General features: G+C 50.4%; 25 protein-coding genes. 11 read left to right on the top strand and 14 right to left on the bottom strand.

Annotated features, from left to right (window positions below; translation table 11 throughout):
• Positions 1–371, top strand: a 371-nt coding sequence (locus tag DXA74_RS16315; RefSeq protein ID WP_158576033.1) for a hypothetical protein, incomplete at its 5' end; no start/stop codon positions are given.
• Positions 372–1,029: 658 nt separating this feature from the next.
• Here DXA74_RS16315 and corA read toward each other — a convergent pair.
• From corA to DXA74_RS06925, 3 genes are all read right to left on the bottom strand, one after another.
• A complete protein-coding gene (gene corA / locus DXA74_RS06935; protein WP_118526090.1) occupies positions 1,030–2,079 on the bottom strand; it encodes a magnesium/cobalt transporter CorA in 1,050 nt (349 codons plus the stop codon).
• A 100-nt stretch (positions 2,080–2,179) separates the two neighbouring features.
• Entirely contained in the window at positions 2,180–2,704 is a 525-nt protein-coding gene (locus DXA74_RS06930; protein WP_118526104.1) for a nitroreductase, read from the bottom strand.
• Between the two features lie 47 nt (positions 2,705–2,751).
• Positions 2,752–3,495 carry a polyprenol monophosphomannose synthase gene (locus tag DXA74_RS06925; RefSeq protein ID WP_118526088.1) on the bottom strand — a complete coding sequence of 248 codons (744 nt, stop codon included), beginning with the start codon at positions 3,493–3,495 and terminating at the stop codon, positions 2,752–2,754.
• Between the two features lie 141 nt (positions 3,496–3,636).
• Between DXA74_RS06925 and mfd the strand changes: the two genes are divergently transcribed.
• Complete coding sequence (gene mfd, locus DXA74_RS06920; protein WP_118526086.1) at positions 3,637–7,038, top strand: transcription-repair coupling factor; 3,402 nt, start codon at positions 3,637–3,639, stop codon at positions 7,036–7,038.
• Positions 7,039–7,077: 39 nt separating this feature from the next.
• On the opposite strand, the gene DXA74_RS06915 is transcribed toward mfd, so the two are convergent.
• The 3 genes from DXA74_RS06915 to DXA74_RS06905 form a co-directional block, all read right to left on the bottom strand.
• Positions 7,078–7,641, bottom strand: a complete 564-nt coding sequence (locus tag DXA74_RS06915) for a histidine phosphatase family protein (RefSeq protein ID WP_118526084.1) — start codon at positions 7,639–7,641, stop codon at positions 7,078–7,080.
• Between the two features lie 224 nt (positions 7,642–7,865).
• On the bottom strand, positions 7,866–8,360 hold the full coding sequence (locus tag DXA74_RS06910; protein WP_118526082.1) for a hypothetical protein: 495 nt from the start codon (positions 8,358–8,360) through the stop codon (positions 7,866–7,868).
• A 170-nt stretch (positions 8,361–8,530) separates the two neighbouring features.
• Positions 8,531–9,091 carry a TlpA disulfide reductase family protein gene (locus DXA74_RS06905; RefSeq protein WP_118526080.1) on the bottom strand — a complete coding sequence of 187 codons (561 nt, stop codon included), beginning with the start codon at positions 9,089–9,091 and terminating at the stop codon, positions 8,531–8,533.
• A gap of 123 nt (positions 9,092–9,214) precedes the next feature.
• Here DXA74_RS06905 and DXA74_RS06900 point away from each other — a divergent pair, with 123 nt between their 5' ends.
• Genes DXA74_RS06900 through DXA74_RS06885 form a run of 4 tightly spaced genes read left to right on the top strand, consistent with a single transcriptional unit; the run spans position 9,215 to position 13,488 of the window.
• A complete protein-coding gene (locus DXA74_RS06900; protein WP_118526078.1) occupies positions 9,215–10,579 on the top strand; it encodes a dihydroorotase in 1,365 nt (454 codons plus the stop codon).
• Positions 10,576–11,502: a vitamin B12 dependent-methionine synthase activation domain-containing protein gene (locus DXA74_RS06895; RefSeq protein ID WP_118526076.1), complete on the top strand. Its 927-nt coding sequence runs from the start codon at positions 10,576–10,578 to the stop codon at positions 11,500–11,502. The genes DXA74_RS06900 and DXA74_RS06895 overlap by 4 nt, the downstream gene beginning before the upstream one ends.
• 18 nt (positions 11,503–11,520) lie before the next feature.
• Complete coding sequence (locus DXA74_RS06890; protein ID WP_118526074.1) at positions 11,521–12,693, top strand: metallophosphoesterase; 1,173 nt, start codon at positions 11,521–11,523, stop codon at positions 12,691–12,693.
• A 39-nt stretch (positions 12,694–12,732) separates the two neighbouring features.
• Positions 12,733–13,488: a 1-acyl-sn-glycerol-3-phosphate acyltransferase gene (locus DXA74_RS06885; protein WP_118526072.1), complete on the top strand. Its 756-nt coding sequence runs from the start codon at positions 12,733–12,735 to the stop codon at positions 13,486–13,488.
• Between the two features lie 91 nt (positions 13,489–13,579).
• Here DXA74_RS06885 and DXA74_RS06880 read toward each other — a convergent pair whose 3' ends face one another.
• The 3 genes from DXA74_RS06880 to DXA74_RS06870 all read right to left on the bottom strand — a co-directional run bounded on the left by DXA74_RS06880 (position 13,580) and on the right by DXA74_RS06870 (position 15,076).
• Positions 13,580–14,296: a DUF4369 domain-containing protein gene (locus DXA74_RS06880; protein ID WP_158576032.1), complete on the bottom strand. Its 717-nt coding sequence runs from the start codon at positions 14,294–14,296 to the stop codon at positions 13,580–13,582.
• Positions 14,297–14,400: 104 nt separating this feature from the next.
• Positions 14,401–14,772: a hypothetical protein gene (locus tag DXA74_RS06875; protein WP_118526068.1), complete on the bottom strand. Its 372-nt coding sequence runs from the start codon at positions 14,770–14,772 to the stop codon at positions 14,401–14,403.
• Positions 14,756–15,076 carry a septum formation initiator family protein gene (locus DXA74_RS06870; RefSeq protein WP_118526066.1) on the bottom strand — a complete coding sequence of 107 codons (321 nt, stop codon included), beginning with the start codon at positions 15,074–15,076 and terminating at the stop codon, positions 14,756–14,758. Before DXA74_RS06870 ends, DXA74_RS06875 begins: the two co-directional genes overlap by 17 nt.
• Before the next feature lie 141 nt (positions 15,077–15,217).
• Here DXA74_RS06870 and DXA74_RS06865 point away from each other — a divergent pair, with 141 nt between their 5' ends.
• The gene (locus tag DXA74_RS06865) at positions 15,218–16,984 is read left to right on the top strand and encodes a DNA polymerase III subunit gamma/tau (protein ID WP_118526064.1); all 1,767 of its coding nucleotides are present in this window, start codon (positions 15,218–15,220) and stop codon (positions 16,982–16,984) included.
• 4 nt (positions 16,985–16,988) lie between these two features.
• Here the strand turns inward: DXA74_RS06865 and queF are convergent, their stop codons facing one another.
• From queF to DXA74_RS06850, 3 genes are read right to left on the bottom strand one after another with little or no spacing between them, the layout of a single operon-like run.
• A complete protein-coding gene (gene queF / locus DXA74_RS06860; protein ID WP_118526062.1) occupies positions 16,989–17,462 on the bottom strand; it encodes a preQ(1) synthase in 474 nt (157 codons plus the stop codon).
• A complete protein-coding gene (gene queC / locus DXA74_RS06855) occupies positions 17,455–18,126 on the bottom strand; it encodes a 7-cyano-7-deazaguanine synthase QueC (RefSeq protein WP_199666114.1) in 672 nt (223 codons plus the stop codon). Before queC ends, queF begins: the two co-directional genes overlap by 8 nt.
• Positions 18,126–18,812, bottom strand: a complete 687-nt coding sequence (locus DXA74_RS06850) for a queuosine precursor transporter (RefSeq protein ID WP_118526058.1) — start codon at positions 18,810–18,812, stop codon at positions 18,126–18,128. Before DXA74_RS06850 ends, queC begins: the two co-directional genes overlap by 1 nt.
• Before the next feature lie 270 nt (positions 18,813–19,082).
• Here DXA74_RS06850 and DXA74_RS06845 point away from each other — a divergent pair, with 270 nt between their 5' ends.
• From DXA74_RS06845 to DXA74_RS06835, 3 genes are read left to right on the top strand one after another with little or no spacing between them, the layout of a single operon-like run.
• Positions 19,083–19,535, top strand: a complete 453-nt coding sequence (locus tag DXA74_RS06845; protein ID WP_118526056.1) for a CD225/dispanin family protein — start codon at positions 19,083–19,085, stop codon at positions 19,533–19,535.
• Between the two features lie 14 nt (positions 19,536–19,549).
• Positions 19,550–19,819, top strand: coding sequence for a CD225/dispanin family protein (locus tag DXA74_RS06840; protein ID WP_118526054.1), 270 nt, complete (start codon positions 19,550–19,552; stop codon positions 19,817–19,819).
• A complete protein-coding gene (locus DXA74_RS06835) occupies positions 19,816–20,187 on the top strand; it encodes a DUF2752 domain-containing protein (RefSeq protein ID WP_158576031.1) in 372 nt (123 codons plus the stop codon). Before DXA74_RS06840 ends, DXA74_RS06835 begins: the two co-directional genes overlap by 4 nt.
• A gap of 110 nt (positions 20,188–20,297) precedes the next feature.
• On the opposite strand, the gene DXA74_RS06830 is transcribed toward DXA74_RS06835, so the two are convergent.
• Both DXA74_RS06830 and DXA74_RS06825 read right to left on the bottom strand, forming a co-directional pair.
• The gene (locus tag DXA74_RS06830; RefSeq protein ID WP_118526050.1) at positions 20,298–21,353 is read right to left on the bottom strand and encodes a YeiH family protein; all 1,056 of its coding nucleotides are present in this window, start codon (positions 21,351–21,353) and stop codon (positions 20,298–20,300) included.
• Positions 21,354–21,470: 117 nt separating this feature from the next.
• Positions 21,471–22,370 (bottom strand): LysR family transcriptional regulator, encoded by a 900-nt coding sequence (locus DXA74_RS06825; RefSeq protein WP_118526102.1) that lies wholly within the window; start codon positions 22,368–22,370, stop codon positions 21,471–21,473.
• Between the two features lie 139 nt (positions 22,371–22,509).
• Between DXA74_RS06825 and DXA74_RS06820 the strand changes: the two genes are divergently transcribed.
• Entirely contained in the window at positions 22,510–24,702 is a 2,193-nt protein-coding gene (locus tag DXA74_RS06820; RefSeq protein ID WP_118526048.1) for a glycoside hydrolase family 95-like protein, read from the top strand.
• Positions 24,703–24,760: the final 58 nt, after the last annotated feature.

Genomic DNA, 24,760 nt, shown 5'->3' with positions numbered 1-24,760 from the left:
TTTTCGAGAAAAATTTTCAAAGAAAAATCGAAAAAAGGGCTGAAAAACGGCTTTACACCACTGATAACACTTATGAAAATCAGGTTGTTAAAACTAAAAATCAAGCCAACAAAAAAATGAATAAAAATTCAATTCTTTTTCAAGGGGAGCTCCTTTTTTTCGAAAATCAGGGTCTATCACAGATATTCCAGCTAACGCATCCCGCCTTACAAGACAGGCGTATTTCCATCATCAAAATCCAGTATTCTCCAAAATGCAAGTTTCATTTATCCGAAGAAAAGGGGCAGCCAACAGCACCGTTCATTTCCAAAGGCACCAATCAGAAGCGACAAAATCAAAAAGATAGAGGCTACACCAAACTCCTTTCTTAAGATACGGACTTAAATTTTAAACCATAAATACCCCGAATATCGACAAGAGCGTGTGTCAAGATAAAGATGACCGCTCCCCAAAGTTACTGTCTGCAATTATAACCCTTTAAAAAGAGGAATATCAAAACGATTAAAAGCCAATATAACCCCTTTCTAAGAAAATAATCCAGAAAATCTTCAGCACATTGCGCTCTGAAAGACTCTATCATTCAAGGTTCTCTAGTTTCAAATGCTAGGTTCACCTTTTCAAAGACAGTGTTTCACCACCTTCGCTTCAACCATCTGCATCTTTTCAGAACGCCCCCTTCATCTTGTCGTACTCTCTACTCTTATATATAAGTATGGACAACAAATAAAAAACTCATCTTTTCTAATAATATATTTCGAAACACCGGAAAAAACGGCTCCGTCCCCCCCAAAAAAATGATTGAGATCATTTTTTCAGTTCATCCCAATGCTTTTTTCAAATCATCAGGATGATTTGAAAAAAGATTTCGGGCGAAGTCTAGAGCTGGGAAAATAGCCCTTTACAAACGACACATCGCAATGGAACGTAGTTCGTCAAGGCATATTCTCTGTTTTGCAAAATTCCCATTGAAAATTCCCCATCATCCCCACAACCGAAGATTTTCCGAAAACACTCCCGCCCACTCCAGACTCAATACCATTTTTTACGCTTGAAATACCAAAAGACCACCAAAGCGATGACAACCATCAGTCCCCAGGCTCCGGCATAGCCATATTTCCAGTCCAGCTCGGGCATTACCCGGAAATTCATGCCCCAGATTCCGGCAAAAAAAGTCAACGGAATAAATAAGGTAGAAACCACGGTAAGCTGTTTCATGATGCTGTTCATGCGCTGGTCGTTGTTTGAAAGATACAAATCGACCAACGCGGAGATCATTTCGCGGCAGGTGTCGAGCGACTGGAAGACCGACTTCAGATGGTCATTGACATCCTGAAAGAAAGGAAGCGTGGACTCCTGCACCAGACAGTTTTCGCAATGCAGCAGCACATGCATGCCGTCTTTCAGCGGGTTCATGTACTTCTTGATCATGCGGCACAGTTTCCGGTATTTCTGGATGTCCCCGATAGAGGTCGTCGTGTCGCCCAAAGTATCCAGCAACAGCTCTTCCAGATCTTCCAGCTGATCCTCCATATCCGAAAGGATGGCCATATAGTGACTCATGATGCTGTTCAGCAACACACTCAGCAGAAAGTCACATCCCCGATTGCGCACCTTGGACACATTGTTCTGCACCGCATCGGGCACCGAAGAGAAAAAGTCGATATCGCGGTCGGAGAAAGTCAGCACAAAGTCCTCTCCCTGTATCATGGAAATCTGATGCAGCGTATAGCTGCCGTCTGTTTGCAACAGCATCAGTTTTAGGATCACTACATTATAATGATCATGCTGCTCGATTTTGGCCAGATGCTGCGGGTTCAGAATATCCTGAGCCACCAGAAAGTTAATTTCATAGTGCCGGCAAATCTGCTCTATCGTGGCCACATCCGAGAGGCCGTGCACCTGAAGCCAATGCTGCCGGCGCCGGTTCACCATCGGTTCGATGTCCGCAAACCGATATCCCTTTGCTATATCCACTCCCTGCTCATCATAAGCACACACGTGCAGATGGGTGGCCACCGAAGCGTCACCGCGGTATTCCAGTTCATCCTGCAACTGGTTGTTCTTGATTTTCTGGCTCATAAAAAACGGTTTAAACAGAAACGACAAAGGGCTGTCCGTCAGACTTCATCTGCCGGACAGCCCTTCACCTTAATATATATAACTCTTCCGGAATCTCCTTTTAGCGGATAATCCGATAATAATCTTCCTTGCGCGGCTTTGCTTCGGGCAGCGGCCCGTCGGCATAACCCAGACTCAATGCTCCGATACCCATCAGTCCTTCGGGCAGCCCCATCTCGGCCATCAGCGCCTTTCCTTCGTCTGTGGCGAACATCTCCTTCTCACGATGGATCCAGCAGGAAGCCAGTCCCAAGGCATGTGCCGCCAGCATCATGTTCTCCAGAATACAACTGCCGTCCTGTATCGGATTGTTGGCATCGGCAGGAGCAAACACCAGAATATACACCGGTGCATCGTAATAAGGATTCGAGGTCACTCCCATCACCTCGGCATTCATGCGTGCCAGACGCTCCTTGAGCGCCGCATTCTCCACTGCCACGATGTAGGGAGCCTGTTTACCGCGTGAAGTAGGCGCATAAGTACCTGCCTGAAGCACCGCCTCCAGTTTGTCGGCCTCAACGGGAGTCGCCTTATATTGCCGCACACTGCGACGGGTGCGGATTATATCCAAAGTATCATTCTTGATCATAAGCCATGTTTTTTTACATCAGAAGCCGGACATCGGCCGGAAATTTATTTCTTGCGCGGATATTTGCGGAACCAGCCGTCGAGGCGCAGACGCATCACTCCGAGCACGGCCTCACCGAAGATACCGCCGCTCATCTTGCTGGTACCCAACTCGCGGTTTACGAAGATGACCGGCACTTCCTTGATGCGGAAACCGCACTGGATGGCCGTGAACTTCATCTCAATCTGGAACGCATAGCCCTTGAAACGCACCTTGTCCAGTTCGATGGTCTCCAGCACGCGACGTGTGTAGCAGACAAATCCGGCTGTGGTGTCGTGCACTCCGATTCCGGTGATGCACTGCACATACTTGGATGCATAGTAGGACATGAGCACACGTCCGATAGGCCAGTTCACCACATTCACGCCGGTGATGTAGCGCGAACCGACCGACATGTCGTAACCTTCCTCGGCACAGGCACGGTACAGGCGGGGCAGATCATCCGGATTATGGCTGAAATCGGCATCCATCTCAAAAATATAGTCGTATTTCTGCTCGATGGCCCATTTGAAACCGGTGATGTAAGCGGTTCCCAGTCCCAACTTTCCGCTACGCTCAATCAGGAACAGACGGTCCTTGAACTCGTCGGCCATCAGTTTCTTGACAATAGCTGCAGTGCCGTCGGGCGATCCGTCGTCGATAATCAGAATGTTGAACGGCTTCTCCAGGCCCAACACAGCCCGGATGATATTCTCTATATTTTCCTTTTCGTTATAGGTAGGAATAATGACAATACTATCTGAACGCATAGTCTATGGTATGATGTTTCTGTTGTATAATTGAAATAATAAGCAAATATAAAAAGAATATATGAAACCCAATCATTTTACAGAAATAAATCCCCCTCTTTCCTTTTTTTTACTGCTTTATTTGTAATTTTGCCTATAATTATGGACATAAAAGAAATTCTAAAACAATATGCGGGCCACTCTCTGCTCAAGGGGCTGGCCGCACAGGTGGCCGATCCGCAAATCCGCTCCATTCAGGTGTGCGGTGCCTGCGCCTCGTCACTGCCCGTACTGTTCAGCAGCATGATAGAGCATGCCTCGGAAACGGCCGCCATGCCTTATCTTTTCGTTCTGGACGATGCCGAAGAGGCCGGGTATTTTTATCACGATCTCACCCAGATTCTGGGCGAGAATTTTGTTTTCTATTATCCCTCGTCTTACCGGCGGGCCATCAAGTTTGCCCAAAAGGACTCTGCCAACGAGATTCTGCGCACCGAGGTGTTGAGCCGGTTGCAGACGGGAACCTATCCTCTGTTTATTGTCACCTACCCCGAAGCTCTGGCCGAGAAGGTGGTGTCGCGCAAAAGCCTTCAGGAAAAGACGCTGCGCATCCGCAATGGGGAATGCATCGAAATCACCGAAATCCGCAAGACGCTGATTGATTTCGGCTTCAAGAATGTGGACTACGTGTATGAACCGGGGCAGTTCGCCATCCGAGGCAGTATTGTGGACATCTTCTCCTTCTCCTCGGAATATCCGTTCCGCGTGGATTTCTTCGGTAATGAAGTGGACAGCATCCGCTCGTTCGATGTGCAGACCCAGCTGTCGCAGGACAAGCTGAATGAGATTGCCATCGTGCCGGAACTGCAATCGGGAGCCGGAAGCGACAACATGCCGTTTACCGACTTTCTGCCCGAGCAGACCATGCTGGTGCTGAAAGACCTGAGTTTCCTGTGCGACAGCGTGGAGAAAGCCTACCGCGAGGGATTCTCCCAGCAGGCCATACTGGAGCGCCAGGCGCAGAGCGAGATGGACGAACAGGAAATCTACCAGCAGATGAAACGCGAATGCCAGCTTATAGAGCGCGATGTGTTCGTAAAGGGTATCTCCCGCTTCCGGCGGATAGAGTGCGCCGCCACGGTGACCGGCACCCCACAGGCTACGGTGCGCTTCGAGATGGTGCCGCAACCAGTGTTTCACAAGAATTTCGAACTGGTGCAGCAAACTCTCTCCGACTTCAAGGCCAAGGGATACCAGATTTATATTCTGGCCGACTCGGAGAAACAGACGGAGCGACTGCAAACCATATTCGACGAACAGAAATCGTGCCTCACATTCACTCCGATCAACCGAACCCTGCACGAGGGATTTACCGATCATACTCTCAAGGCGTGCTTCTTTACCGATCATCAGATCTTCGACCGCTATCATAAATATAACCTGAAGAGCGACAAGGCACGCAGCGGAAAGGTGGCTCTCTCGCTCAAGGAGATCCAACAGTTCCAGATTGGGGATTATGTGATTCACGTGGACCACGGAGTGGGACGTTTCGGCGGCCTCATCCAAATTCCCAACGGAAAGAATATGCAGGAGGTCATCAAAATCATCTATCAGAACGATGATGTGGTGTTCGTGTCGATACACGCCCTGCACAAGGTGAGCAAATATAAAGGTAAGGACGGCGAACCGCCTCATCTGAGCAAACTGGGAACCGGTGCGTGGGAGCGCCTGAAGGAAAAGACCAAATCCAAGATCAAGGACATTGCCCGCGACCTGATTCGTCTGTACTCCCTGCGAAAGGAGGAAAAAGGATTTGCCTTCAGTCCGGACAGTTTCCTGCAACATGAGCTGGAGGCCAGCTTCCTTTATGAAGATACGCCCGACCAGCTGAAAGCCACTCAGGATGTGAAAGCCGACATGGAGAAGGACAAACCGATGGACCGTCTGGTGTGTGGCGATGTGGGATTCGGAAAAACGGAAGTGGCCATACGTGCCGCCTTCAAGGCCTGCGCCGACAACAAGCAAGTGGCCGTGATGGTGCCGACCACCGTACTGGCCTACCAGCATTTCCAGACCTTCAAGAAACGACTGAAAGACATGCCGGTGCGCATCGATTATCTGACCCGCGCCCGTACGGCCACCCAGACACGGGCTGTGCTGAAGAATCTGGCCGACGGAAATATCGACATCATCATCGGTACGCACAAACTCATCGGAAAGACCGTGAAGTTCAAGGATCTGGGACTGCTCATCATTGACGAGGAACAGAAATTCGGAGTGGCTACCAAAGAAAAGCTCCGCCAACTGAAAGTCAATGTGGATACCCTGACGCTGACGGCCACCCCGATTCCACGAACTCTTCAGTTCTCGCTGATGGGGGCCCGCGACCTGAGTGTCATCCAGACACCGCCGCCCAACCGTTACCCGATACAGACCGAGGTGCATACATTCAGTGCCGACGTGATTTGCGAGGCCATCAACTTTGAGATGAGCCGCAACGGACAGGTGTTTATCGTGAACAACCGCATCGCTTCGCTCTACGACCTGGAAGCGATGATCCGCAAGCGCATCCCGGATGTGCGTATCTGCATCGGTCACGGACGCATGGCATCCGAAGAACTGGAGAAAGTGATTCTGGACTTTGCCAACTACGATTATGATGTGCTAATCTCTACCACAATCATCGAGAGCGGCATCGACATACCGAATGCCAACACCATCATCATCAACGGGGCGCACAACTTCGGACTGAGCGACCTGCATCAGATGCGCGGCCGTGTGGGACGCGGCAACAAAAAGGCCTTTTGCTATCTGCTCGCCCCCCCACTCTCTTCGCTCACACAAGAGGCGCGCCGGCGACTGCAAGCCATCGAAAACTTCTCGGATCTGGGCAGCGGCATCCACATCGCCATGCAGGATCTCGACATCCGTGGAGCAGGAAATCTGCTGGGTGCCGAACAGAGCGGATTCATCGCCGACCTGGGTTATGAAACCTATCAGAAGATTCTGGCCGAGGCTATCAAGGAACTGAAGAACGAGGAGTTCAACGACCTGTACGAAGAGGAGCTGGCTCAGGGAAAAGAATTGGGAGGAGAGACCTTCGTCGAGGAATGTTCTCTGGAAAGCGACCTGCGCATGAGTTTCCCGGAAACGTATGTGCCGAGCAGCAGCGAACGTATGCTGCTTTATCGCGAGCTGGACAATCTGGAAGAAGATCAGGACATCGAAAAGTTCCGGGCACGTATGCTGGACCGCTTCGGTCCGATTCCACCAGAGGGCGAAGAGCTTATCGAAGTGGTACGCCTGCGGCGCATCGGAAAGAAACTGGGCGCCGAAAAGGTTTATCTGAAAGGTGGAAACATGACGCTGTTCTTCGTTTCCAATCCGGACAGTGCTTATTACAAAAGCAAAGCATTCGGCCAGTGCATCCAGTATGCCTCCATCTATGCCCACCGCTGCCGCCTGCGAGAAATCAAAGACAAGCGGTCACTGGTGATTGAAGAGGTAAAGAACGTAAAGGAAGCCGTGAGCATTCTGCAACAGATTTCTGAGATCGTGTGCTAGCAAGCACCAAATAAAAAAGACGGGCAAGACGCAACGCCGCTAATTGGCAGTTGCGTCTTGCTCGTCTTTTTGCAGTTCGTCGTCCGAAGGCAGACGCTCCACCACAAAAGTGCGCACCTCGGTATTCTCTAAAGGACGCACGTGCTTGTAATACTCTCCTTCGATGACCGATATCAGAATGCGGAGAAAAAGTCCGTGGCTCACCACCAGAATCCGCTGCCCGGAATGCTCTGCCCACATCATCCGGAGGAAAGACTGCGCCCGGGCAAACATGGCCTCAACCGATTCTGCCGAAGGGTCTATCGGCACACGCTGCTTCAAAAGACTCACTCCGGTGGAACGCCCCCAGTCGCGCTCACGCAATAACGAGGAATAAACAACAGGCAGTCCCAGCGTTTCATTCATAATGGCTGCCGTGTCCTTGCAGCGCTGCAAGTCGCTGCAATACATGCCGTCGAACGACTCGCCGGCCAGCCGGGCACCGACTGCCGCGGCCTGCTCCTTGCCCAGCTCGCTCAGGGTTCCGGGCATGTGCCCCTGCAAAATGCGCAGTTTATTCTCTTCGGTCTCACCGTGACGGACCAGAAACAAAGTTACGCTCATAACTGAAGAATTAAAACTTGTCTATACTATGGTTATTTCTTTCTGTCTCCACAAATGTAACACATCTGCGGCAAAATCAACGGTCTGTGTCATCAAAAAAAAAACAAAAAGCCATATCAAATACTTTTCGGAGTAATGATATGGCTTTTCTATATCCTTTTACTTCACGCTACAGCCCTTCTGAATCTGCCGGAGCCATGAAGCCTGCTTTTTCTGCACAAGGATTACGGCATGTTGCGCTTCATCTGCTTGCGCTGTGCCGGTTTCTTGTTGCCGAGCGGGCACTTACCGTCTCTGCCCGGACCCGTAGGGGCACAGAAAAGTGCCTGCATCTGCTTCATGTTCAGCACAGATTTCAGTTTCTTGTAATAGTTCTTTCTGATGTCCAACTTCTTCTGCTGCATATCAAAACGCTGCTCGATGCACTTTTCAATATCCGCATCGGTCATGGCAGCACACTTCTGTCCGTTGGCCGGACAATTGGCCGCATTCGGACAATTTTTCGTGCATTCCTGAAGTTCGGTCAGATATTCCTTATAGATAGGAGTGAACTTTGCAGTGGTTGCATCATCGAGCATTAAGCGCTTGGCCATGCGGTTGGTTCTCATTTCAATGGCCTGCTCGGGTGAAATATTTTGAGCTTTAGCATTTCTCTGGGCGTTTACCGGCATCAATGCTGCCAAGGCAAAAGCTACACCTAAAAACATTTTCTTCATCATTTCTGTCGTATTTTTTGAGTTAATAATCATTTTCTCTTTTAACCTGACGGCAAGCCGGTACCACATTCCTGCTATCAGGCACTCACATCATTAAGACAGAACAAAGAAGAAAAGGTTTAAACGGAATATCGTTTTTTTTAAAAAACAATTTCAGGAAACAGAAAAAGCACCTACTGCAACAGGCTGTCGATCTTCTGCACCAACTGTCCGAACTCCTCTTCGTTGAACAGGCGGGTCAGCATCACAATCTTGCCGTCCTTGTCTATCAGCACATTTCGGGTGATGCCACTCTGTTTCAAGGCAAACAAGCCAAAGATGTCGGCACCGGGATCCAACGTCAGCGGATAGGTAACTTTGGTGGATTTGCGGAACTTCTCTACGGTTTCCACCGGTTCGTCGCGGTCTATTCCCAGCAAAACGAAATCAGGATTCTCCTTATGCTTCTGCCAGATATCTTTCTCGATAAAAGGCATTTCCTGACGGCAGACTCCGCACCAGCTGGCAGTGAACTGCAACATCACCACCTTGCCCCGCAACTCGGAGAGTTTCTTCTTGCTGCCGTCTGTATACAAAATGGTAAAATCGGGCGCTTCCTGCCCCACGCGCACAATATATCCGTCCTTATCGGCCTGTGTCTGTTGCACTTCCTGTTTCTGATTTCCCGTGCATGCAAAAACCGGAATACTCGCTAATGCCATACCGAACATGGCGGTAACAAATAACTTCTTCATTGTTTGTGTTCTGTTATATCTTAAAAGATTAATATTATTTTAGGTGGCAAAATAAACAGATTATCCCCATTTCTCCAAAGTTTTTTTTAAATTTGCGGTAAACATTAAATACCAATAACAACAATGAAAATATTAATAAAAAACGCGATAATTGTAAACGAAGGAAAACAAGTTCGCGGTTCCGTGCTGATTGCAGACGAACAGATTGCCGAAATATTTGAGGGAACAGACGAAAATCTCCTGCCGGATGATGTGGATCAGACCATTGACGCATCGGGCATGTACCTGTTCCCGGGAGTGATTGACGACCATGTGCATTTCCGCGAACCGGGACTGACCCACAAAGCCGACGTGGAATCGGAAAGCCGGGCAGCCGCTGCCGGTGGAGTGACTTCCTTTATGGACATGCCGAACGTGAAGCCACTGACTACAAATCTGGAGAATCTGGAAGACAAATTCCGCCTTGCTTCCGAAAAAAGCCGGGTAAATTTTTCTTTCTTCTTCGGAGCGACCAACAATAATGCTGACCTGCTCCCACAACTGGACCCGAAAAAGATTTGCGGCGTGAAACTGTTTATGGGCAGCAGCACCGGTAACATGCTGGTCGATCAGAAAGAAGCTTTGTATGAAGTGTTCCGGAAATCCCCCATGCTGATCATGACGCACTGCGAGGACTCCGGCATCATCAGTCAGAATCTGAACCGTTGCAAGGAACTTTATGGCGAAGACCCATCTGTAGAGCATCATCCGGAAATCCGCAGCGAAGAGGCCTGTTACCGCTCATCAGAACTGGCAGTCTCTCTGGCCCGTGAGACCGGTGCGCGTCTGCATATCGCCCATATCTCTACGGCTCGCGAACTGGATTTACTCTCCAACGAGGCCCTGAGCAACGATTACAGCGGACATACCCGCAAACAGATTACCGGAGAAGCCTGTGTGGCCCACCTGATGTATACTCAGGATGACTACAAGACACTGGGAACCCGCATAAAATGTAATCCGGCCATCAAGACTGCTGCCGACCGCGATGCCTTGCGCCAGGCTCTGACCGACGGACGTATTGATGTGGTTGGCACCGACCATGCGCCTCATCTGCTGAGCGAAAAGAACGGAGGCTGCGTAAAAGCGGTTTCGGGTATGCCGATGGTACAGTTCTCGCTGAACTGCATGCTCGAACTGGCAGACCAGGGCATCCTTCCTTTGGAGCGCGTGGCAGACCTGATGGCACACGGACCGGCCACTCTGTTTGACATTTCCCGCCGAGGATTTGTGCGCAAAGGCTACTTTGCCGACCTGGTACTGGTACAGCCGGAACAGCCCTGGACCGTGACCACCGACTGCATTCTCAGCAAATGCGGATGGAGTCCGCTCGAAGGACACACCTTCAACTGGAAAGTGAAATATACTTTCTGCAACGGACACCTGCTTTATCAGAATGGAAAAATTGACGAACAATATAGAGGAAAAGCCCTGACATTTGAACGATGATAAAAACAATAACTTACCATCTGCGTGATGTCATCCCCTACATCAACTGGATATATTTCTTTCATGCCTGGGGATTTCCGCCGCGTTTTGCCGGCATAGCCGATGTGCATGACTGCGCCGGATGTAGAGCCGGATGGCTGAACCAGTTTTCCGAAGAAGAAAAGGCACGGGCCACCGAAGCCATGCGTCTGTATGACGATGCCCGCCAAATGCTGACAAAACTCGACGCGACCTACCACAGTTATGTGCGCTTCGGACTGTATGACGCGAATTCCGACGGAGACAATCTGGTGTTCTGGTCGGACGAAGAAGGAGACGCGAAAAAGGAATTCCGCCTTCCCCTGCTCCGTCAGCAGCAGAAAAAGACTGAGGGCCCATTCCTTTGTCTTTCCGATTACGTGCGACCGGTCTCCCACGGCATCCGCGACAAAGTGGGAGTTTTCTGCGCCACGGTGGATGAAGAAATCGAGCATCTTTACGAGAAAGATGAAGACTATGATCCCTTTGTCCACATGCTCTGCCAGACACTGGCCGACCGAATGGCCGAGGCATCGGTGGAGAAAATGCACGAAGAAGTACGAAAAATCTATTGGGGATATGCGCCAGACGAACAACTCTCCATCAAGGATTTGCTTCTGGAGCGTTTTCAGGGAATCCGGCCGGCAGTGGGTTATCCCTCACTGCCCGACCAGAGTACAAACTTTGATCTGGATGCCTGGCTTGATTTCAGCCGGATTGGAATCCGCATCACCGAAACGGGAGCCATGATTCCGCACGCTTCTGTCAGCGGCCTGATACTGGCACACCCTCAGGCCAAGTATTTCGCTGTGGGTAAAATCGGTGAAGACCAGCTTCAGGACTACGCATCCCGCAAAGGGAAACCGGTGGACGCTATCCGAAAGTTCCTAACCGCCAACCTATAATATAAAGGAAGACTCATTATGATACTACGCATCTTACCGTTACTGCTTGTCACTTGTCTTTTGCCGGACATATACATCTATTACTGGCATCTGCGCAAGCCCTCTATCCCAAGATGGGCCAAAGTGACTTATTGGGGACCTACCGCCCTGCTCCTGTTCTTTGCCGTGTGGCTCACCTATACCGAGAGTCTTACACCCGAGAACATGGACGCCATCATCCTTTATCTGGCAGCCTACATGCTTCTGGCCCTTCCGAAAACAACTTATATGCTTGTTTCGCTGCTCGGCAAACTGATCGGTCTGCTGTTTCATCCTTACCGTAAGGCCAATACTCCGGTCAGTTTCGCAGCAGGATTTGCCGTATTCTGCATGATGGTCTGCGGCCTGTCCTTCGGTCCCACGCTTCTGAAGGTGCAGCAAAGCTCATTCCAGTCGGAGATGCTGCCCAAGGAGTTTGAGGGGTACAAGATTGTTCAGATCAGCGATCTGCATCTCACCAGCATGAAGACTCATCCGCAGTTTGTGAAAGAGCTGGTAAAGACCATCAATGCCCAGCAGCCCGATATCATCTGCTTTACAGGAGACCTGGTGAGCACCGATGTGGCAGAGCTCTACCCCTTTGTTGACGACCTGAGCCGGTTGAAGGCCAAAGACGGAGTGTTCTCTATTTTGGGCAACCACGATTACATGACTTATGCCAAGTATATGACTCCTCTGGAGAAATCACAAAAATTCCATGAGTTGCTGGCCCTGCAGAAGAAAATGGGATGGAAGCTGCTTTTGAATGAACACAGCGTGATTCATCGGGGCCAAGACAGCATTGCCATTCTGGGAGTGGAGAATGACGGCAAACCGCCTTTCCCGGAGCGGGGCGACTTGAACAAGGCACAAGAAGGCCTCAACCTGAATGTTCCCCTGTTCAAGCTACTGCTCAGTCATGACCCGAGCCATTGGAAACGGAAAGTACTGCCCACCACAGACATACAGCTCACTCTCTCGGGTCACACACACGGCATGCAGTTCATGATCGGCAACTGGTCGCCGGCACAATACCTTTATCCGGAATGGAAAGGCATGTATCAGGAAAAATCCCGTGGCCTGCATGTGAGTCTGGGAGTTGGCGGTGCCCTCATCCCCTTCCGTTTTGGTGCATGGCCCGAAATAAATGTCATAACATTACACTGTAAATAAAAAAAACACTAATTTTGCAGCCATAAAAAGTCAAAACGCATGAATTTCATTTATAAAATCTATCAGCTATGCATCGCGCTGCCCATACTTTTGGTTTGCACAGCGCTGACCGCCATCATTACGATTATCGGCTCGTGGATTGGCAGTGCTCACTTTTGGGGATATTATCCGGGCAAGATCTGGTCAATGATTATCTGTAAAGTTCTGCTCATTCCGGTAGAGGTGCGCGGCAAAGAGCATCTGGACAAGAAGACATCCTATGTGTTTACGGCCAACCATCAGGGCGCGTTCGATATCTTTCTGATTTACGGATATCTGGGACGAAACTTCAAATGGATGATGAAGAAATCACTGAGAAAGATTTTCCTCGTTGGTAAGGCCTGCGAAAGCGCCCGCCATATATTTGTAGACAAGTCCGGTCCGAAAAAGATTCAGGAAACCTACAGCAAGGCGCGTGAGATTCTGAAAGAAGGAACTTCACTGGTTGTCTTTCCGGAAGGAGCCCGCACCTACGACGGCTGTATGATCTCCTTTAAGAAAGGTGCCTATCAGCTGGCCGACGAGCTGCAGTTGCCAATCGTACCGGTAACCATCGACGGTTCGTTCGAGATACTTCCCCGCACAGCCGGTTTCTCTTTTGTGCGCCGCCACAAACTGATTATGACCATTCACGAACCCATCCCACCATGTGGAAAAGGTGTTGAGGACATCAAGGTAACGATGGAGAAATCATACGCAGCCATCGAGTCCGCCTTGCCCGAAAAATATAAGAAGAAAAACAACGCACAGGCCTGAGAAAGCTAACGGGCCTGTTGCCTGATCCAACAAAAATACCCGCAGACCGGTTCACATTCCGTCTGCGGGTATTTTTATATTTGTTATTGTATCAGATTCCCAATCCGGCTTCCTGACGCTCTTTCATCAGTTCCATATTCTCCTTGGCCAGTTTCATATATTCCTTTACATAACTGTTATTCTGGAAATATGGCGTAGAGATAGACATCAGAGAATCTATCTGAGGCGTGATAATCGGGTAAGGGAATGAGCTGGTCAGAATCATGAACACTCCCGGACCCAGCACATTGTCGAAATTCCGGGATATGAACCCGATTACCAATGAATCGTTTTTCTGGTTCAGGCGGGCAGCCTGCTCGCTCAGGATTCTCAGAATCTCGTCATGATCCATGCCGTCCATAATCATCTGGCTTTCCTTATGCGAGAGTTCAGCAATCTGATTGTCTATCCGGCTCTTTTCGTGAATGAAAGCATAGAGGGTGTCGTTCAACGGGGTTCCGGTGACCGACTGCTCGGCGTGATCAATGTGTATCTGCACATTGCCCTCCTCAAGCACCAGAGGCATAATGCTCTCGTCGTCCATAAAGAGATTGACCATCATGGTGGAGTCCCAAACACCGGAAAACTCAAACTGGCCGTGGATTACTTCGCAGGAGTCGATATCCACCAGCTGATTGTCCTTCAATGCTTTCAGATAAAGCATCTTTCCATCCAGACTCTGCACGGTGGAACTTCCCTGTATGATATACTGTTTTGAGCAGGACAGCAAAGCAAGCGGCACAGCCAATAAAGCAAAAAATTTCCTCATAACAAACATCTCATATTATCTTCATCATTCAAAGATACAAGCATTTGCCGATGTCATGAAATTTATTATCTAATTTTAATTATTATACAAACCCATTTAGTGATTTAAAGGCCTTCTTTCTCCAATTCGGCCGGAATACGGAAAGCAGTGTACAGTTGGAATACACAGCCCACACACAAAGTGAACATCCACTCATTCCGTTGCGCAAAGCCATAATGGAAGGTGTTCATGGACATGGCCACTGCCGTTGCCAACAGGCACAAGGCACCGAGGAGCTGTTGCCGGCGCAAGCGCTTCACCACCCAATTCTTTCCCTCATAGCGGGCCTGAAACTGGATGACCGAAAAACAACAGGCACCGATGGTGTAAAGATAAAAAGCACCGATCCAGCGGGTGATATACAGAGCCGCTCCCACCAGCAGCAACAAGGCGCCGGCCATATAGATTATGTTTTGCAGTTTACTCAGCTTCTTCATTCGTTTCGGGCATTATCACAAAAATGTCTTCGTCCTCGGTTTTCATGAAATACTGCTCGCGGGCAATGCGTTTCACCGCCTCGGGCTGTGTGTTCATTTCATGAAGACGCTCGGTGTCGTATTCATATTTCTCGGTATATTTTCTGATTTCTGCTTTCATTTCGCGTATCTGCTTCAGGTTGTGATAGCGGCTCAGCAGGGAGTTCTCGTCCAGCACACCGATAATCAGCAGAAACAGAAAAGTAACGCAGGCATATTTATGGTTCCGGATGAATGCCCATACGCTGTGGAGTTTGTTTCCCATATTCGTGTTCTTATTATATTAATGTAGGGGCAAAGATAGTGATATTTAAGATATAAAAAGTATGCTCATGCCATCTTTTTTTCGTATTTTTGCAGAATACAAAAATATCGATTCAACAATAAAAAGACTATACAATCATTCATGGGAGAATATATCGTTTCTGCAAGAAAATACAGACCGGCCACCTTCGATGATGTGATCGGACAGAAAGCGCTGACCACCACGCTGAAGAACGCCATTGCCAGCGGCAAACTGGCGCACGCCTATCTGTTCTGCGGACCGCGCGGAGTGGGAAAAACCACCTGTGCGCGTATCTTTGCCAAGACCATCAACTGTCTGTCGCCCCTGCCGAATCATGAGGCCTGCAACGAATGCGAATCGTGCAAGGCTTTCAATGAACAGCGCTCGCTGAATATCCATGAGCTCGACGCGGCGTCCAACAACTCGGTGGAGGACATCCGTACCCTGATCGAGCAGGTATACATACCGCCTCAGATCGGCAAGTACAAGGTGTTCATCATCGACGAGGTGCACATGCTTTCTACCGCGGCGTTCAATGCGTTCCTCAAGACTCTGGAGGAACCGCCCGCCCATGTCATCTTCATTCTGGCCACTACGGAGAAGCACAAGATTCTGCCTACCATTCTGAGCCGCTGCCAGACTTACGACTTCAACCGCATGAGCATTCAGGACACGGTGGAGCACCTGAAGCATGTGGCCGAACAGGAGCACATCACCTATGAGGTGGAGGCGCTCGACCTGATTGCCCAGAAAGCCGACGGCGGAATGCGCGATGCCTTGTCCATCTTCGACCAGACAGCCAGCTTTACCAATGGTAATCTGACTTACCAGAAGGTTATCGAGAACCTGAATGTGCTGGACTATGACTATTATTTCAGACTGACGGAATATTTTCTGGAGAATAAGGTGGCCGAGTGCATGGTGCTGTTCAACGAAATTCTGAAGAAGGGTTTCGAAGGCGGTCACTTCATCAGCGGTCTGGCTGCTCACTTGCGCGACCTCATGGTGTCGCAGGATGCCATCACTCTGCCGTTGCTGGAAGTGAGCGACTCCATACGCAAGCGTTATGAGGAGCAGGCCAAGAAGTGGAAACCCACCCAGCTGTATCGCGCCATCAAACTGTGCAATGACTGCGACCTGAACTACAAGGCGAGCAAAAACAAGCGTCTGCTGGTGGAAATCACCCTGATTCAGTTGGCGCAACTCACCACCGATGATGAAATAGGCTCCGGGCGCAAGCCCGGAAAGATCTTAAAACCCATATTCTCGGCGTTTCAAGGAAAGGCCGAGAAACCCGTTGCGGCCCGTCCGCAGCAGGCTCCGGCGGCTCCGGCAGCCCCGCGCCCGGCACAGGCCAAGAGCAGTCCGCTGCCCGAAACCGACGACAGCAAGCCCAAAATCCCCAAGCTCAAGATGGGACAGCTGGGACTGTCCATCCACAAGCGCCCCGACCAGGTGGCAGAAAGCAACGAGATGCAGGCGCAATATGGCTCTGCACAGCAAAGAAGTGTGCCACAGGAGGATGCACCTGTCACCGAAGAGCAGCTCGTATTCTACTGGCATGAGTTTGCCAACCTGCTGCCGCGTGAGGAAACAGCCATCGCCAAGCGCATGAAAATCATGCAGCCCAAACTGGTGGACGGCGATCATTTTGAAGTCACCGTAAACAATGAACAGGTAAAAGTGTTCATGATGCAGATGGCACCCAAAATCGAAGCACACATGCAAAGCCGGCTGCACCACCGCAACCTGACCATGAGTGTGCAGGTGGCCGAGGCGGAAGCCGCAGCAAAAGTCTACACCAAGGGAGAGCAATTTCAGAATATGGCAAAAAAAAATCCGAACCTTCTCAAACTGAAAGAAGCGTTCGGACTGGAACTGGCCTGAAGCATTACAGCTTCAGGTCGTGGTTCATCAGGCGGTATTCGGCCATCTGCTCGTAGCGTGTTCCCGGTCGGCCGTAATTGGCAAACGGATAAATGGAAATGCCGCCACGCGGGGTAAAGATACCGGTTACCTCGATATACTTGGGATCCATCAGACGGATCAGATCCTTCATGATTTTGTTGACACAGTCTTCGTGAAAGTCGCCGTGATTGCGGAAACTGAACAGATACAGTTTCAGGCTCTTGCTCTCCACCATCTTCTGGTCGGGCAGGTAGCTGATGCGGATTTCCGCAAAATCCGGCTGCCCGGTGATGGGGCAAAGGCTGGTAAACTCGGGGCAGTTGAAACGCACCCAATAATCGTTCTCAGGATGTTTGTTCTGAAAAGCCTCCAGCACCTCGGGTGCATAGTCCTGACGGTACTGTGTGGTTTTTCCGAGCGACTGCAATCCTTCTTTTTCTCTTTCGCTATTACTCATTTTCCTTGTTCTTTTTTTGTTCCAGATATTTTTCCAGTCCCTCACGACGCAGCTTGCAGGCCGGGCAGTGACCGCATCCGTCGCCGGGAACTCCGTTGTAGCAGGTTAATGTCCGTTCGCGTATCAGATCGAGCACTCCCAACTCATCGGCCAGCGCCCAGGTCTGGCATTTGTCAATCCACATAAGCGGAGTGTGAATCACAAACTGCTCCTCCATCGCCAAGTTCAGCGTCACGGTCAGACTCTTGATAAAGTTGTCGCGACAATCGGGATAACCACTGAAGTCGGTCTGCGACACGCCCGTCACCAGATGATTGATGCCACGCTCGCGAGCATAGACTGCGGCGATGCTCAGGAAGAACAGGTTGCGTCCGGGCACAAACGTGTTTGGACAGCTGTCGGCAGGCTTCTCCTCGTCCATCACCATCGTAGGGTCGGTGAGCGAATTTCGGCCCAGATGACCGATAAAAGACACATCCATCGCCTCAAACTCCACGTCCGCCTCACGGGCTATCGCACGTGCAATCTCCACTTCCTGCTGATGCTTCTGTCCGTAAACGAAACTCAGCGCATAAACTTTCTTAAAATGTTTTTTGGCCCAGAACAGACAGGTGGTAGAATCCTGCCCGCCGCTGAATACAACGAGGGCCGCCTCATGGTTCATCATAAGTCAGAAATCTTCAATACGTTATAAGAAATTTTTCGGTCGTACACATCCACCTGTTCGGTCTTCTTCACATACTTCACCACACGGATAGTTACCGGAAGAATCACAATCTCGTAGGCGGTTTTCAGCGTAATCTGCCAGAACATCATCCAAAGCAGATTCTCAAACGGAACGATGCCGCCCAGAGCCAGCGGGAAGAAGATCAGCGAATCGGCTGTTTCGCCCACCAGAGTGGAAAGAATGGCACGAAGCGAAAAGTTCTTACCGTTTGCAGCAATCTTCATGGCGCTCATGATGTAGGCGTTCAGGAAAGAGCCGCACAGGAAAGCCAGGAAGGAAGCAAAAGCCACACGCGGAGCCAGTCCGAACAGATTGTGGAAGCCCTCTGCATTGTTCCAGTACGGAGCACCCGGAATCCAGTCGGCCAGTGCACCGAAGAGCACAAAAATAAAGTTCATGAGGAAACCGGTCCAGATAATCAGACGCGCACGCTTGAATCCCCACACCTCGGCGATGCAGTCGTTGATGATGTAAGAAATAGGGAATACAATGATGCCGGCTGTGATGTTCAGCGGACCATACATGATTTGTTTTGTTGCCAGAAGGTTTGCCGAAATGAGGCAAACACAGAAGAGTATCCCCAGCAACATGAAGGATACACTCACGGTTTTCTTTTCGTTCATATTTCTTGTTTTTAAAGAGGTTACAAGCACTCATTCTGCCTTGCCCCGCAGGGTAAGGCGGCTGCAAAGATACGCATATTTATGAATTCTGCAAGCACGATGCACCAAGTTTTTTCGTTTTGCCCTGCCGCAGACCGGCATTTTACCGCCATTCGCCCAAGGAATCGGGAAAGGAACGGAATATCAAAGAATATAGCCCCGGAAATTATTTTTTTTCGAGACAATCCTTTATATTTGCGACATACTAATCATTAATAATCTATCTGATTTATGGAATATTATATCATAATCGGGAATGCCAAACAAGGCCCTTTCCCAAAAGAAGAACTGGTGCAGAAAGGCCTCACAGAGAACTCTCTGGTGTGGTGCGCAGGCATGAGCGAGTGGAAAAAAGCATCGGAAGTGGCGGATTTGGCAGATTTATTGCAACAGATGCCGCCCGAGCCTCCCCAGAGTATGCGGATTATGCCCAGAACGTGGTTGCTGGAATCCATTCTCGTCACTTTGTTCTGCTGTCTGCCGTTTGGCATTGTGGGCATCATCAATGCCACCAAAGTGGAAAGTCTGTATCTAAGCGGACAATACGATATGGCGGAATATTATTCCCGCGAGGCAAAGAAGTGGACGATTTGGGGACTGGTCTCTTCGGCCATTCTGCTCATGTTATACCTGTTCCTCGCCGTAGGCGCTTCTTTAATCCCCTTTTTCTTATTCAAATCATGATCAATTCTTAAGATATGGAAAATCAAGTTTGTCCCAAAACATGGCTCACCGAGTCCATTCTGGTCACCTTGTTCTGCTGTCTGCCATTCGGCATCGTAGGCGTCATCCATGCTTCGAAGGTAAGTACTTTCTTTGCAACGGGGAATTATGAGATGGCTCGAAAAGCCAGTGCCGATGCCGCCAAATGGACCAAGATCGGTTTCTTTGCCGGTCTGGCGGTAACCCTGATTTATCTTTTTGTTTATCTGGCCCTTTTTACAATCAAGGAAGTTCCGTTACAATGAAAAGAAAGATAGGAATTGCCCTGATTGCCGTAGCCGGAATCATCTTCTTTACATTCGACCCCTCGGCTTCGGCCCTGTTTCCCAAATGCCCTTTCCTGATGCTCACGGGATGGCAATGTCCCGGATGCGGCTCGCAACGTGCCATTCATGCCCTGCTCCATCTGGATATTGTGGCCGCACTCCGCTATAATGCCTTGCTGGTGCTGTCGCTGCCGCTGATTTTCATCCTGCTCTATGCGGAATGGAAGCGGAAAAACAATCCGGAACTCTATGTCCGTGTGCATCATCCGGCGGTAATCTGGAGCTGTTTCGGCATCATCGTGCTGTGGTGGGCGGGACGCAACTTATGGGCTTTTCTTCAGGCATAAAATCCCGACCGGGAGGGTATCAAAAAAAGATCAGGATGGATTTGGAAAATCATCGAAATGATTTCTCAAATCCATCCTGATCTTTTTATATAAGGTTTGGCAAGTTTATCTTAGGCCACCCACTTGGCAATGAAGAGTCCTCCGAAGAAGAGCCACACGTAGATGATACCGGCCAGCAGGAAAGGCTTGGCACCGGCCTGCTTGAATTTGTCGAAACTGGTTTCCGCACCGAGAGCCGTCATGGCCATCGTCAGCAGGAAGGTATCGAAATTGTTGATAAAGCCGATAGTCGGATCGAGCACAGAGGCCGGAATGAAGGTAGCGCCCTGAAGCAGTGAGTTGATTCCGATGACAAGCAGGAATCCGAAAGCAAACCAAGGAATGGTAATCTTACCTTTTTCCTGAGCGGCACCGGAAGTATTTTTCTTCTTGCGGGCCAGGCACAGACTCATGATGACCAGCACCGGAGCCAGCATCATCACACGGATCATCTTCGTGATGGTTGCCGCATCGGCCACGTGTCCTCCGGCAGCATCCATCGCATTACCAGCACCAACCACATGGGCCACTTCGTGCAGCGTTGAGCCGGTGAAGATGGCCATGGCCTGATCGTCCAGTCCCAACACTCCGGAACGGTAGAGCACCGGATAGAGGAACATGGAGAGGGTTCCGAAAATCACCACGGTAGACACGGCCACCGCTGTTTTATGAGGAGCACACTTCACCACTGGTTCGGCACCGAGCACGGCAGCCGCACCGCAAATGGCGCTACCGGTTGAAGTCATCAGGGCTGTCTCGCTGTCCATTTTCAGCAGCTTGCCCACCAGCACTCCGATAAGCAATGTGCCTGCAATGATGATGACGTCGGCCAGAATTGCCGGCAGTCCGATTTCCATCACCTGCTGAAAAGTCAGCTTGAATCCGTAGAGCACCACGCCGGCACGCAACACTTCCTTGGTGCAGAACTTGATGCCGGGCACCCAGGTCTGCGGCAGCTTGTTGCGCAAACTGTTGGCATAGATCATACCGAGAATGATACCGATGATGAGCGGACTGAAAGAAAGGCTCTTCATCAACTGGAACTCAGCAATGTAGAATGCTGAAAAAGAAAATAGCACAATCAGCAGAATACCGTGCAACACATCACTTTTGTTTTCCTTAAACATAATTCTTTTGTTTTAAATGGTTTTTTATTCTGCTGCAAAGATAATGCGTGGAAAGCAAAATGATACTTAAAAATTAACTATGCGCTATAACAAAAACGTATAGAGGGTATTTATTTTCTACATAAACAAACGGACATTCTTCATGAGAAAGTCCACAAAATCGGCCGACGGACCAGCCTGGTTTCCCTGACGGCTCACCACGGAAAATTCGCGGCAGAGGGTCAGGTCGCGCACTTCAATGAGGCGCAGCAGCCCCGAAGCCAGCTCGTCGCGCACGGCCCGGATGGACACAAACCCGATGGAGTCGGTATAGAGCAGAAAGCGCTTGATGCTCTCCGTGCTGCCCAGATGTACGTAGGAATGCAGGCTCGACAGGGGAATGCCGTGGGCCATAAGGGCCGCAGAAAGCACATCCAGGGTGCCGGAACCTTGCTCCCGAAGCACCAGAGGATAGGAAGCCAGATCGGCCACCGTCAGCTCTTCGGGCAGATTCAGACGGTTGTGCGTGCGCACCACCGCCACGAGCTCGTCCTTCATAAAAGGTATATAATTGAGCACGCGCTGGCGGCTTCCGCCCTCCACCAGACCGAGGTCTATCTCATGGGCCAGCAGGGCCTGCTCGATTTCTTCGGTATTCCCGTTGCGCAGATAGATGGAAGTCTGGCGGCGGTCCTGCGAGAAAAGGGCCAGCGCCCGCGGCAGCACATACTGGGCGATGGTGGTGCTGGCTCCGAGACGGAGCGTTCCTCCCGACTCGCCGGAAATCTTTTTCATTTCATATTCCAGAGCCGAATATGCTTCAAGAATACGTTCCACATGTTCCAACATGCGCACTCCGGCCTGCGTGAGCAGCAACCGGCCTCCGGTGCGCTCAAAAAGCCGCTGCCCGTACTCGGTCTCCAACTCACGGATATGACGGGTCACCGAGGGCTGCGAAACATAAAGTTCCTCGGAAGCCTTCGTAAAACTGAGGTGGCGCGCGGCCGAACGAAATACCTTTAATCTGAAATCTGACATGGTTGCAAAGATAGAAATTCTATCCGACATCACCGGCATGATTCCATCTTTTGTAAGAAGAATCCCCTCTTTTGCTTTGAATTAAGGCGCTTTATCCGTATTTTTGCGGTGAAAACTTAAGGAAAAGAACTGCGATTGCATGAAAAGAATAAAACATATCCTCGGACTGTGTCTTCTGGGACTTGTCCTGCCAATGACCGGACAGGCCCAAGTGTTTCCGGAAAAAGAAAAAACAACGCTGGCCCTGAACTGGGAGGGCTTCATGAAAGGACAGAATATGCTGTGGAACGTGCTTCCCACCAAGCGCAGCGAAGCTCCCTTCATGGGCAACGGAAAACTGGGACTGATGGTCTACAAGGATCCTGAGGCCAATGCCTTGCTTTTTGCAACCGGTCATGCCGAGGCCACCAATCATCTGAAGGATGCCACCATTCTGGGAGGAGAACTGCTCCCTACGGGTAATTTCATCCTGACACCCGCCGGAAAAATTCTGAAAGGACAAATGGAGCTGGATTTATGGAATGCGGAGACGACAACCGAAATCTGGACCGACCGGGGAAAAATAAAAATCATCTCGTTCGTACACGCCGACGAGCAGATCATCATCAATCGCATCACCACCGAAGGCGACGAACCGCAACCGGAATGGAGCTGGAAACCAGCCGCTCAGGAGGAAAGCACCAGCAAACAGAAGGAGTACAAAAGACGCTTCGTACGCTCCAAGGTGTATCCCGAAGGGGGCATTAGCACCTTCAAGAGCCCGTCGGGCGGCGAAACGGCCGCGCTGTGGTATCTGTCCCGGCAGAAAGAGGCCAACACGCTGTATATCACAATCAATCACGCCTATCCCGACACGGTAGCTACCGAACTGGGCAAAAGCGAATTCCGCATGGTGCTGCGCAAGGGATTCAACCGGGTGCGCCACGCACACCGGAACTGGTGGCACGATTTCTACTCGGCCAGCTTCGTCACCCTGCCGGACGCCATGATAGAGAATTTCTACTGGGCCCAGATGTATAAGATGGGTTCGTCCATGCGCGAGGACGGATTGGGCATCATCCACGGTGAGCCGTATGCCGTGTACAAACAATGGCCCAACCGGCTCTGGAACTTCAACGTGCACTCCATTTACATGCCCATAAACGGCACCAACCACAACGAACTGGCACTGCCGCTGGAAAACGCGTTCTACAATGCGGCAGAAGAAGACGCCGACACCACAAGAACCTGGAAAAAGATACTGGGACGCCTCTCCCGCAAGGGCAACAAAACGCAACCGCCCGCCGTGGATGAGAAAGACATCGAAAACGGACAACTGGTGTGGGCCTGCCAGAACCTTTGGGCCATCTACCGGCACAAGATGGACGACAACCTGCTGCGCTACAAGCTCTATCCGTTGCTGCGCGAGGCTACCAACCGTTACATAGACCAGCTGCATGAGGAAAGCGACGGACACTATCACCTGACCACATTCTATCATCACGGCAAGGATACGGTTACAGACAACAATTTTGATCTGGCCATGCTGCGCTGGGGGTGTCAGACCATGCTGTCCATGAGCCGACGCCTGCAGATCGAAGACCCGCAAATCACTCTATGGCAACGGATTCTGAAACGCCTCACTCCGCTCAAGACACACAACGGTGTGCTGCTGGCCAACCAAAATCGTCCGGAAGTGCCGCTGCATCTGCTGAGCATCTATCCGCTCTATACGCTCAACATCGAGGTGGAAAGAAACAAACCACTCATCCATAAATCCATTACGGACTGGGTGAAGAAGAACGAAAAGAGTGCCGGATTTCCTTTCGTAACCGCGTCATCGCTCTATGCCACGGAAAGAAACGGCACAGAAGCTCTGAAACAATTGCAGCAGATGATCCGGAAACAGGTGCTCTGCAACTCGATGACCAAGACCGACAACTATACTCCCGGACTGGCCGGAGCACAGGCCATCCTGAATATGCTGATGCAAAGCTGGAACGGTATTATCCGAATATTCCCGGCCGTACCGCCCGAGTGGCAAAACATTGCTTTCTATCATCTGCGTACAGAGGGGGCATTCCTGATCAGCGCACAGAAGGTAAACGGAAAGACAACTTTCGTGGAAGTGACCAACACGGCGGGTGAACTGTGCACCATCGAACTGGATTTTGACAATCCTACCTTCGACACTTCACGGCGCATCCGCATTACCCGCATCGGAGACCGCACCTACAACATTCCCATCCGGAAGGGAGAATCCGTGCGCATATACCCCCGAAAGAGCCAGCCGGACTTTGAGATCCATGCCATCGGCAATAACATGGGAAGGTATTTCGGCAAAAAACAATGAGCACAAAACAGAATCGTCCGAAAATACGAATAAAGCTTTTTACGCCCGCATACCCTGC

The organism is Bacteroides sp. OF04-15BH (genome assembly GCF_003477995.1).
Taxonomy (GTDB): domain Bacteria; phylum Bacteroidota; class Bacteroidia; order Bacteroidales; family Bacteroidaceae; genus Paraprevotella.
Note: the sequence above shows the minus strand (reverse complement) of the source record. Positions and strands in the feature narration are given on the sequence as shown.